The organism is Paenibacillus mesotrionivorans, from assembly GCF_046098205.1.
In the GTDB taxonomy this organism is placed as follows: Bacteria; Bacillota; Bacilli; order Paenibacillales; family NBRC-103111; genus Paenibacillus_AR; species Paenibacillus_AR mesotrionivorans.
Genome location: NZ_JBJURJ010000015.1, coordinates 208,134 through 219,411 on the forward strand (window position 1 = coordinate 208,134; position 11,278 = coordinate 219,411).

The following is an 11,278-nucleotide window of genomic DNA, read 5'->3' on the forward strand; positions in this document are numbered from 1 at the left end:
CCTGCGGTTATCTCTTACATAAGGATTATTTCTTTTGGGCTGCAGTGTACAGCTCGTTCATTTCCTTCACCAGCTCGTCACCGCCGGATTTCTTCCAGGTTTCGAAGGCGGCGCGCATACCGGCTTCGTCCAGTTGTCCGACAATGAATTTGATACGGGCATCGTTGATGATGTTTTCCAATTGGGGTCCCTTTTGGTTGTACACGTCGGAAATCAGAGGAGCTGCAGGATTGGCGACCACAAATTCCTCATTTTTCTTGATGAGAGCGGTTTGCTTCTTCCGGAGCTCGGTTTGTTTCACGGTAAGAGCGTTGCTGGAGGGCAGGAAGGAGAGCATTTGGTTCAAGCCTTCCACTTCAGATTCCAGAAGAACGGTATCCTTGCTGATGGTCACATTCTTTTCGGCGTCCAGCGTGTAGTGTTTACCTTCCAAACCATAGCTCAACAGCGTCTGATTCTCGGAATCATTAATCTTATCCAGGAAGGCCAGCACACGCTTCAGCTCGGCTTCGGTTTTGACGGTGGACTTCGGTATGGACACCATGCCGGAGTAGCCTGCAGTAGGCAGGGTGCGAAGCTTGCCGTCCTTGCCCACAACACCGCTGGATACATCGATATAATGAATATTCGGGTTGTCCTTGCCTTCCTTGACCAAAGCGGCATGGATCTTGTCGTCGGCACGCGCGCCGCCGTCGATCACGTCGACGATTACACCAGCTTGGTTGTTTACCATAGGATCGGTCCACTTGGCGCTGTCGAAGACGGCGAAGTCGGTATTGATGAGCTTCTCGTCATACAGCTTCTTCATAAACTTCAGGCCCTCGATGTATTCCTCGTATTGATGCTCGGGAACCAGCTTGCCGTCCTTCACACCCCATTTGTTGGGAGCGCCGAACCACAGCTTGATGATATCGAAGCCGCTGGCCCAGCCGCCGGTCCATTTGACCAGGATCATGCCATAGGTATCAGCCTTGCCGTTTTTGTCCGGGTCCTTTTCTTTAAACGCTTTCAACATGTTGTAGAAATCGTCGATGGTTTTCGGCTCCTGCAAGCCGACGGCATCCAGCCAATCCTTGCGGTAGTAGTAGCCGTTCCGGCCCAGGTCGCGGCCGCGGTAAACGCCGTACACTTTGCCGTCGATGGAGCTGTTGTTCAATACGGTGGGATTGGCGCCGGAGAGATTCTTGAAATCCTTCAGGTAAGGGCTCAGCTCCCAGAACGCCCCGGAGCGTACGGCATTCACGAAGCTGGAGGATTTGTCGCCCAACACCGCAATCAAAGTAGGCAGTTTGCCGGATGCCAACGTGATGTTGAATTTATCGTTGTAGGAAGCATTGGGCACCCATTCGAAGTGGATATTGGTATTGGTCCGTTTCTCCAGCTCGGCCGCTACAGGACTGTCATCCTTGGGGAAGTTGGTTTTGAAAATGGGAAGCATAATGGTCAGCTCAAGGGGCGGCTGCTGGGTGGGCGCCGTGCTTGCCGCTGCCGAGGGGGCAGTTGACGCGCCGGCAGAAGGGGAAGCGGAGCTTCCGCTATCGCCACCGCAGCCTGCAAGTGTGCCGGCGGCAATGGTTCCAACCGAAACCACTGCAACAAAACGTTTCATGCTGCTTGCTTTTCTTTTCATTTTGTACCCTCCTTGTAATGGTCAAGCCTGTTTGGGTTGTTTTATTTGCATGTATGGAATAACTCCCTTTGGAGTGATTCGCAATCCGGATAAAACGAGGTACGTTGGCATCAACCCTTCACGGAGCCGATCATAACACCCTTGGCAAAATGCTTTTGCAGGAACGGATACACACACAGGATCGGGATGGTGCCAACGACGATGACCGCCATCTTGATGGACTGCTCCGGAGGCTTCACGAAGTTGGGGTCCATGGAGTTCAGGTCACCTGCTGCCTGGGACAGCATAACGATCTGGCGCAGCATCACCTGCAGGGGCCACTTGCTGGGGTCATTGATATACAACAGCGCCGAGAAGAAGTTGTTCCAGTGTCCCACCGCGTAGAACAGGGTGAAGGTGGCGATAACCGGCATGGATAGGGGCAGCACGATTCTCCACAGAAGACTAAGCTCCTGGCAGCCGTCAATCCGGGCCGCTTCCTCGATTTCAGGAGGCAGCTCCTGAAAGAAGTTCTTCACGATAATCAAATTGAAGGCGTTGATGGCGCCGGGGAAAATCAGGGCGTTGAAGGAATCCAGCATATTCAGCTCGCGGATCACCAGATAGGTAGGGATCATCCCGCCTCCGAACAGCATGGTGAAGATCACCATGTTCAGGAACAGATTGCGTCCCATCAGGCTGCGCCGGGCAAGGGGATATGCCATAGTGATGGTGAAGAACAGGTTGACGATGGTGCCGACTACGGTGATGTACATTGAAACCCCAATGCTTCTCATGATGGAGTCGGTTGAAAAGATGAACTGGTAAGCATTCAGGGTGAAGGTTTCCGGAATCAGGAACACGGCACGCTTAGTAATCTCCGCGTCAGAGGCGAAGGAGCCTGCGATAATAATCAGGAACGGCAGAATAGCAAGGATTCCGGCTGCTCCCAGGAAGAGGTAGTTGGATATATCGAAAATGGTGCCGCCGGCTGTTTTGTATTGCTTGGCCATCTGTAACCCCTCCCCCTAATAAAGTCCGGCTTGCCCGAATTTTTTGGCCAGCCAGTTGCTGCCCAGCACCAGCGTCACGCCGATGACGGCCTTGAAGAGGCCCACTGCCGTACTGTAGCTGAATGCGCCTTGAGTGATACCGACGGTATACACGTAGGTGTCGAATACCTCGGCGACCTCGCGGTTCAGCGCATTCATCATCAGAAAGATTTGTTCAAAGCCGTTATCGAGAACGTTCCCCATCCGGAGGATCAGCAGAATCACGATGGTGCTGCGGATAGAAGGAAGCGTAATATGCCAGGTTTGTTTCCACCGGTTGGCACCGTCCATGATCGCCGCTTCATATTGCTCCACATCCACCCCGGCCAATGCCGCCAGGAAGATAACTGTTCCCCAGCCGCATTCCTTCCAGATGGTCTGGATGATGATCAGCGGTCTGAACCATTCGGGGTCAGTGAGGAAAGAGATTTTTTCACCCGTTAACTGATAGATAAATTCATTGATGGTTCCACCCTCCGTGGTCAACAGGATGTACGTTAAGCTCGCCACGATAACCATGGAGATAAAGTGCGGCACATACACCAGGGTCTGAATAGACCGTTTGTACCAAGAGATCCTGACTTCATTCAGGAGAAGCGCCAGCAGGATCGGAGCAGGAAAGGAAAACACCAGACTATATAAGGATAAGACCAGGGTATTGCGCAGCAGCATACCAAACTCGATATTCTGGAAGAACATGTTGAAGTGGTCCAGGCCTACCCAGTCACTTTTCATAAATCCCAGGAACGGCTGGTAATTCTTAAAGGCCAGCAGGATGCCCCACATGGGTGCGTATTTGAATACCAAGAAATAAAGCAATCCGGGTGTAATCAGCAGGTACAGCCACTTGTCCCGCTTTAAGCGTTTACTGATTAGATTCCATTTGCTTCTCCGGGTACTCGGTACAACAGTCAACTCTTCTGCTGCTGTTTCTCCCACTCCCCATCACCTCCGGGTTGTCTTTCGCTTCTCTAGAGCGGTTATGCTTTGATTATGTTCGAACCCGCAGTCTGACAACAATCGGAGATTCTTGTTCGGGCCTAAAACCCGCATTTTGGGCTAAAATCAAAAAAGTGCAAGGCTTGCGAAGCCGGTGAAAACGGCTGAAAACAGTAAAAATCCCGACGGATCATCCGATCCGTCAGGATTTTGGGAATGGAATTCAAGTATAGGGGAAAAGGCTCAAGCGGGGGAGGGGGAGCCTTTTTTGTTAGAGTAGGCCCGGATCAGCTCAATGGAGCCGCGGACGGCCAGAAAGGTGCCCAGGAAAAAAAGGAACGAGTAGTACCAGGTCCAGTTGTGGAATTTCACCAGTTGGGTATTTTCTGCGGCCCACCATTCGAAGAGAGTAGGCGGAATGCTGTAAAGGAAAGCCTGAAGCAAAATTCCGCTTAAGTGGGATTTATATGAGGTTTGGTTGTACAGGACACAAAGCAAGGGATACGCAAATACGGCAAATACGATGGTTGTTTGGAAAATGTTGGGCAATAAACGGTCCGGATAGCTTAACCATCCCTTGGCAACAAAATAGGTGTCGCACAGGATGGATAAAAAGCCTTTGAGAAAAAAGACAATAATCCAGTCTTTGACCGGAGGTTTGGAAAATACATAAAACATGGTCGCAATTGATAACACCAACACAGTCCAATTAATAAACCCAGCCATACCATCTGACCTCCATGAAGCTTCCATATTTAGGGAACAACATCAGTATGCCACTGGTTTCAGGAATTATCCCTGTCTCAGATGGTTTCAACTGCGGAGGCGGTGACCGTTTTCCTGAGTGCTTTTTTTGAAGCAGATTTTTAATAGAGGAGGTGCAATCAGTGTGGTCAAAATAATGGAAATGACCACCGGGGTAAAATATCCGCTCTCCAACAAGTTTGCCTGCAAGCCTGCCGCCGCAATAATCAAAGCAACCTCCCCCCGTGAAACCATTCCTGATCCAACGGCAATGGACGAGTTCAAGCTCATCCCCGTAAAACGGGCGCCCACCGCACCTCCCACGAGCTTCGTCAGCCCGGCTATAACGGTCAGAACCACCACAAAGCCCAGCTGCCCTGCCACACCTGCGAAGGAAACGTTCAGTCCGATGCTCACGAAGAATACGGGAACGAATACGCCATAGGCAATGGGCTCGACCTTGGTTTCCACGGTATGCTTAAAGGCTGTTTGCGAGATGGCAAGCCCGGCGGCAAATGAACCGATAATGGCCGCCATCCCCATTTGGTCGGCGAAGTACGCAAACGCAAAGCATACGGCCAGTGCCATAGACATGACAGGTTCAGTTACGTTCATTTTGGAGAACCACTTCATAAACCGCGGGACAATAAACCAGCCAGCTCCAACAATTCCAATAAAGAAGATAAGCTTCTTGCCGATCAGCAAGCTGATGGAGGAAGGCTCAGCACCCTCTCCGAGAAAGCTCATCATAAAAGCCAACAGGATCACAACTAAAACATCATCCACAACAGCCGCCCCTAATATTGTGGTGCCTTCTCGCGACTGGAGCCGATTCAGGTCCTTCAGTACCTGAACGGTGATGCTTACGGAGGTCGCACTCAGGATCACTCCGAGGAAAAGCGATTGGTTAAAGCCAAGACCAAAGGCTTCGCCAACACCGATCCCGCCCAAAAAGGGAAGCGCGATTCCGCCGACAGCCACCGAAAAAGCGGACTTCCAATTTTCCTTCAGTGTTTGTAAATCCGTCTCCAAGCCCGCGATAAACATCAGGAGAATCACTCCGGTTTCAGCCATGTAATGAATGAATTGATCTTGTTCAATCCATCCCAATACGGCGGGGCCAAGAACGATTCCTGCAAGCAGCTTGCCTAATACCGACGGCTGGCCAAGCAGGGTGGACAGATGGCCTGCTGCTTTGGTTGAGATCAAAATCAGAACCATATACCAAATAAATTCCAACTTTAGGACTCCTCTGCATGCAAATATATTTTATTTATCATATATCATTTTTTCTTGTAGATAAATAGCGATTTTAAAGGCCGTAAAGTGGGTTTAATAGGCTATTAACCCCTATCATAATCCCTAGGGATTATCTCGGCCATAGACAGTTTTAAAATCGATTTATGGGATTTTGGTGAGGTAGGATGATTTTCATTTTGGGCGGGGTCGGCATATATAACGGGATCGGCCAGCAGGTGATTCCGTTGAATGAGGATGGGTTTATGGCGGCGCTGTGCAGGAGGCTTATGGAGGCCCCGTCGCCGGGGCGTGCGTCAATCGCGGAGGAGGCCTGTTTATCCGGCTGGACACCCGCGCAGATATTGCATTTCTTCGATCCCAACTTTGAGGGGATTCCTCTGGGAAATAGAAGCTAGCGAACACTACACCGGCTTGGATTCAAACTGCATTACATCCATCCCGCCCAGAAACTGGAGAAAAGCCCGTGCGACAATGCTTACCGCGCTTATAGGCAGGGATACCATCCCGATGTGACGGTACTGGGGAGGGTTCAAGGGCCTCGCAGCCATGGGGAAGGTGACATTGCGGATAATCAGCTCGGGCATGATGCTGATGCCGAAGCCATTGGCCACCATGGCCATTACCGAAATATCGTCATTCAGCGTATACTTTATCTTAGGCGGGGAGCCCGTATCCTTCAGCACCGCCCGTATATCATTATCCGAACCCTTCATGGGCATAATGAAGGGTTCTTTGATGATGTCCTCCAGGGATAGGGCCTCCCGTCCGGTCAAGGGATGCCCCGGCTCCATCAGCACCAGCAGCGGGTCCTGTTTAAGGGGGAGGAAGGAAAGGGTTTCCGGTACCGGAGCGGTAAGGAAGCCGCAATCAATTTTGCCCTGCGTAATCCATTCGGTGATGTCATCGTAGTTGCCGTCCAGCAATTCAAAGTCCACCAGCGGATAGCGCTCCGAAAAGGAGCGGATGATGCCGGGCAGCCATTGGGAGGAGACGCTGGTGAAGGTCCCCACCCGGATGGTTCCGGCGACAATATGATTGATATTGGCTATGGTCTGGGCCAAGCTGCGCTGCTGGTTTACCAGACCTTGCACCCGCTCCAGGATCTGCTTGCCATTGTCAGTCAGGGTGACGCCGTTGCTGCTCCGCCGAAATAGGGCGAAGCCGGTTTCCTTCTCCAGAGCCGAGATGGCATGGCTGACCCCAGATTGGGTGTAATTCAGCGCCTCCGCGGCCCTTGTGATATTCCCCAGCTCCACAACCTTCAGGAAAATTTCATAACGGTTGCTGTTCATGTGTTAAGGACATCCTCCCGGGAGTGATGCCGGTGGCCTGCAGCCATTCCTCACATAAATTTGTCCACATGGCAACTGCTCCTTCCGCTCCGCGAATCCCAAACCCATGCCCGCCCGCTCTGAAAATATGAAGCTCTGCCTCCACACCCGCTTGTTTTAAGGCGGAGTAAAAGCGGATGCTGTGCTCCGAGGATACCCAGTCATCATGTGCATGGAATAAAAATGCCGGGGGTGTATTCGCATCCACCTGCTGATCACCCGGATACCTATGAAGCGGCGCAAAGTTGGGCTTTGCCTCCGTGTTCCCGGGTACGATAGCCGGATAGCCGAGGATCAGAAAGTTTGGCCGAGCATCGATTAGATCCACTTCGTCCATCGGAGCATAAACTGGCTCCGTATAACGCGTTCCCAGGGTGGCGGTCAGGTGGCCTCCCGCAGAAAAACCGATACATCCGATTTTGTCCGGATGAAGGCTCCAGCGCTCCGCATTGCTTCTGATGAGCCTCAGAGCCCGTTGAGCATCCTGCAAGGGAACGCAGTGACTATTTCGGTGCCCCTCTGCCGGCAGCCTGTACTTCAAGACAAAAGCCGCCACTCCAATGGAATTAAACCATCTGGCAATGTCGATCCCTTCTTTATCGAAGGCAAGCCGTTCGTAGGCTCCTCCCGGCGCGATCAGTACGGCAGCTCCGTTCCCTGTGCCCTGCTCCGGAAAAAAAGGAGTGATGCTTGGTGCCGACACGCCCATAACCGCTCTGTTCTTAATGGTTGAATCCGTACTTCTGTCCAGAACCTGCTGCTTCAATTCAAGCTGCTCCGAGCCGGGAGGTGTTCCCGTCCAGAGCAACATTTCATTCTCCACTAACAAACCGTCCAATTCCATCGCCTCCTGACTTTTATGATAACATCCGCATTTATCCGCATTCAAGATCGGCATCCGCTATTTCAAAACAGAGATTGCCGCTGCAATGAGAAGAATCCCCATAAAAGCCGGTGCGGAGTGACCGAGTGAGACATAGAGGTGCCCTCCCGCAACCGGTCCGATGATTCTGGCCAAGGCCTGAATCGATTGGCTGCCTCCTTGAAGCCTTCCTTGTTCATGGGCGTCCGCCGACTTGGAGACCATTCCATTAAATGAAGGACCGAAGATCGAATCACCGAAGCCGAAGATAAACATTCCCGCGATAAAAAGAGGATAAAATGAGAGCAATGCCGATGCAGCAATAAGGCTGTAGCCTGCTAGCTCCGACACCATTCCGGCAATGGCAATCTGCCTGTCGCTGCGCGTTTTCAGAAGCCTCGGCATGATGAAGCCTTGGGCTAGGATGTCCTGAATGCCCATAATGGAAAACATCAGCCCGATTCGTGCAGGCTCCCAACTGAAGACATCCAGGGTAAACTGCGAAAACACCGCCTGCAGAGAGCCGTTGGGTATCCACAGCAAAAATGCGGAGAAAAACAGCCTCTTAACATGTTTCAGGGAAAGGATGCCCGCCAGCTGCGAGAATGGATTCAATCTTGCAATGGAAATCCTGTCCGGTCTGCTATTCTTCTCCAGACTCTCCGGCATATACAAAAATCCGTATACAACATTCAGTAAGGTGATGACGGCTCCAAAATACATGGGCACAGCGTAACCAACCCCGGCAAGCAATCCGCCCAGAGAGGGGCCGATAACAGCCCCTGCTCCTGCAACCGCACTCACCCATCCGAAGGTTCGGGTCCGCTCTTCGGGAGGAGTAATGTCTGCAAAATAAGCAAAGATCGTGCTGATGCTCCCTCCGGTAATCCCTTCTATAATACGGCCTGCAAAAAGGACCCATAAGGCGCCTCCTATACCAAAAACGGTGTACCCGGCTGCGGACCCCAAAAGGCAGAACAGCAGCAGCGGCCGCCGCCCATACCTGTCGCTCAACGCACCAAGCGCAGGAGCCGCGAAAAACACGCAGGCTGCATAAGCGGAGGTCAAGAGCGTCACAGCGACAGCTTGATCTCCCGGATTGCTGATGTATGGCTGTACTAAGAAGGGGACAACAGGGGCTACAATACTGAAGCCGATCCCGCATAGAAATACGGAGATAAGGCCAAATAGGAAAGCGTGTTTAGATTGGTTATGAAACATATGGTTTCTCCCTTCAATGGGTTTTGTTTTGTTTCCTTGGAATCAAAAATAATAGTATCAGTGTTTTGTTTCCGCGTCAACAAAAATAAAGAGAATAAAAAAGCAGCCTCTTCTCCTTGGAGAGGGCTGCTTGTTGGGTCCATGGCTCTATTCAGATTGATCCGCAGTCATATCGATGCCCAACTTCTTGATTTCTCCGTCCAAATGCCGGCTGTACCGTTCCATAAAACCAAGCATGTCGTCAAATTGTGTCTCAGTGACCTGCGCAAATACGGCTTGATCCCGCTTTTGGAACTCCTTATGCAGCTCCTCGTGAATGTTATAAACCTCTATTCCTTTCTCCGTCAGCCGGAAGTAGATTTCCTTTTTGTTCTCCGGCTTCTGATAGCTTTCGATACAGCCCTTTTCCATGAGCTTCTTCGTTATTTTACTAATGGCGCTTCTCGTCATATAAAAGGTCTCCGCAAGCTTGGTCACGTTGGAGTCCGGATTCTTCCCAATGTATTCGATGCAATGGACCTCAGAAGGTTTGTACCCCTTAAGGCAGTCCTCCATCTTAAGCTTATTCAGCCAAACCATCTTATTGAACACGTCCCTGAAGCCCGTGATCACTTGATCCTCTTTATTCATGTCCGTCCTCCTGCCGTCCCGGCCGTTGCCGCATTACCTCTATTATATTCAATTCCGCTGCAAGGAGCCATGACAGGTTTTATGCTGCCTTCGGGACATTACAGTTTCTCATGGTGGGGATGAATAACATTCTCTTCCCAAATGATAGGTCTTTACTATAATAGGGAATGGAAATAAAAACAAACGGACTTTGCGCCCCTGGGGGAGAACATGATGATTGCCCAAAATACGCTTCAACCAACAGTAAAAACAGGCTGGACACAACAGCGTGCAGATAGCTGCATCGCCTTGATTTCCATGGCTTGGGGGGCTTCTTATCTCTTGATGAAAGCCGGTCTGGACGGACTGGGTCCCTTTAATCTGATCGGACTGCGCTTCGGCATCGCCTTTTTGGTGACGGCGCTGATTTTTAATAGAAGGCTCAGGAAAGCCACTCTACCCGTTATCGGCAGAGGGGCGATTCTGGGCTTGACCCTGTTCGGAATGTTCAGCTTCCTGATGGTTGGTTTGCAATCCACCACAGCCTCCACCGCCGGTTTTCTGACCAGCACCACCGTGGTGTTTGTGCCCATTCTGCAAATGATCATCACCCGGAAGAAGCCTCAGGGAAGGATCGTTGCAGGTGTAATCCTGACGGTTATCGGGATTGGGCTGATGACCATTCAAGATTCTCTCGCCTTGAACCGGGGAGCGGTATTTTGCCTGATGGGAGCCATGATATATGCGTACCATATTATTTTGACAGACCGTTTTGCCCAAAAGTCGGAGGGACTGCTGCTGGGAATTCTGCAGCTTGGCTTTGCCGGCTTCTATGGATGGGTGGCGAGCTTTCTCTTTGAAGCTCCCGCTTTGCCCGCCGGCACGGTGCAATGGGGCGCGGTACTTGGGCTGGCGCTGGTGTGCAGCGCCTTCGGCTTTGTGATGCAGCCCATCGCCCAGACCTACACCACACCGGAGCGGACCGGTCTGTTGTTTGCGTTGGAGCCGGTGTTTTCCGCGCTGCTTGCCTTTATCTTCCTGCAGGAGGTCCTTTCAGTCCAAGGTTACATCGGCGCCGCGCTGGTGCTGGTCAGTGTCTTCATCGCCGCGACGAAGCCCGGGGGCCGGAAGCAGGCGCGGTACTCTCTTCGCAAAACCCTCCGGTTTGCACACAGGGGGCAGTGATAAACATACCTGCCCATATCTCGAAAACCCCCGCTTGAGGGTTGCGGCGTCGGCTAACGAATCTTTAACACGCTATTTCGCGAAAATGGGGCACGAAAAAAATCTAACGAATCTGGTACACGCTATTCGCCGGGTTGGAGGCATTTCGCCGCCAATTCCGCCCGAATAGCGTGGCTAGGCCGTGTTTGCAAACCCACTTAAGGGCATCTTTCACCGCCTTTTCGTCCCTTGCATCGTTACTTCCGCTTGACGTACCCCCGGTACGCCTTCACGAAAGTGCCTTGCCTGGAACGAAAATTTGGGTATTAGCTGCTCCCCTCAGAGTTTGCAAACACGCCCTAGGATTCGTTAGATTTTTTATTTCCCCATAAACGGTCAAATAGCGCTGCTCAGATTCGTTGCTATGAACGTTTTTGTCAAGCCCTCCGGTTTTGCAGGGTCGGAGCACGTGGCACGGGAGCAAATA

Annotated in this window: 11 protein-coding genes; 2 read left to right on the forward strand and 9 right to left on the reverse strand. The window is 51.6% G+C overall.

Annotated features, from left to right (window positions below):
• Nucleotides 1–25 precede the first annotated feature (25 nt).
• From ACI1P1_RS21935 to ACI1P1_RS21955, 5 genes are all read right to left on the reverse strand, one after another.
• Nucleotides 26–1,630 carry an extracellular solute-binding protein gene (locus ACI1P1_RS21935; protein ID WP_416218581.1) on the reverse strand — a complete coding sequence of 535 codons (1,605 nt, stop codon included), beginning with the start codon at nt 1,628–1,630 and terminating at the stop codon, nt 26–28.
• Between the two features lie 110 nt (nt 1,631–1,740).
• Entirely contained in the window at nt 1,741–2,622 is an 882-nt protein-coding gene (locus ACI1P1_RS21940) for a carbohydrate ABC transporter permease (RefSeq protein WP_416218582.1), read from the reverse strand.
• Nucleotides 2,623–2,637: 15 nt separating this feature from the next.
• Entirely contained in the window at nt 2,638–3,576 is a 939-nt protein-coding gene (locus ACI1P1_RS21945) for an ABC transporter permease (RefSeq protein ID WP_416218598.1), read from the reverse strand.
• Nucleotides 3,577–3,843: 267 nt separating this feature from the next.
• Nucleotides 3,844–4,326, reverse strand: coding sequence for a CBO0543 family protein (locus ACI1P1_RS21950; RefSeq protein WP_416218583.1), 483 nt, complete (start codon nt 4,324–4,326; stop codon nt 3,844–3,846).
• An 87-nt stretch (nt 4,327–4,413) separates the two neighbouring features.
• Nucleotides 4,414–5,583: a cation:proton antiporter gene (locus tag ACI1P1_RS21955; RefSeq protein ID WP_416218584.1), complete on the reverse strand. Its 1,170-nt coding sequence runs from the start codon at nt 5,581–5,583 to the stop codon at nt 4,414–4,416.
• A gap of 185 nt (nt 5,584–5,768) precedes the next feature.
• On the opposite strand from ACI1P1_RS21955, the gene ACI1P1_RS21960 reads away from it, so the two are divergent.
• On the forward strand, nt 5,769–5,999 hold the full coding sequence (locus ACI1P1_RS21960) for a hypothetical protein (RefSeq protein ID WP_416218585.1): 231 nt from the start codon (nt 5,769–5,771) through the stop codon (nt 5,997–5,999).
• 6 nt (nt 6,000–6,005) lie between these two features.
• Here ACI1P1_RS21960 and ACI1P1_RS21965 read toward each other — a convergent pair whose 3' ends face one another.
• The 4 genes from ACI1P1_RS21965 to ACI1P1_RS21980 form a co-directional block, all read right to left on the reverse strand.
• A complete protein-coding gene (locus ACI1P1_RS21965; RefSeq protein WP_416218586.1) occupies nt 6,006–6,896 on the reverse strand; it encodes a LysR family transcriptional regulator in 891 nt (296 codons plus the stop codon).
• Nucleotides 6,877–7,773, reverse strand: coding sequence for an alpha/beta hydrolase (locus tag ACI1P1_RS21970; RefSeq protein ID WP_416218587.1), 897 nt, complete (start codon nt 7,771–7,773; stop codon nt 6,877–6,879). The genes ACI1P1_RS21965 and ACI1P1_RS21970 overlap by 20 nt, the downstream gene beginning before the upstream one ends.
• Nucleotides 7,774–7,836: 63 nt before the next feature.
• Nucleotides 7,837–9,018 carry an MFS transporter gene (locus ACI1P1_RS21975; RefSeq protein ID WP_416218588.1) on the reverse strand — a complete coding sequence of 394 codons (1,182 nt, stop codon included), beginning with the start codon at nt 9,016–9,018 and terminating at the stop codon, nt 7,837–7,839.
• Nucleotides 9,019–9,165: 147 nt separating this feature from the next.
• Nucleotides 9,166–9,648: a MarR family transcriptional regulator gene (locus tag ACI1P1_RS21980; RefSeq protein ID WP_416218589.1), complete on the reverse strand. Its 483-nt coding sequence runs from the start codon at nt 9,646–9,648 to the stop codon at nt 9,166–9,168.
• Nucleotides 9,649–9,858: 210 nt separating this feature from the next.
• On the opposite strand from ACI1P1_RS21980, the gene ACI1P1_RS21985 reads away from it, so the two are divergent.
• Complete coding sequence (locus tag ACI1P1_RS21985; protein WP_416218590.1) at nt 9,859–10,812, forward strand: DMT family transporter; 954 nt, start codon at nt 9,859–9,861, stop codon at nt 10,810–10,812.
• Nucleotides 10,813–11,278 lie beyond the last annotated feature (466 nt).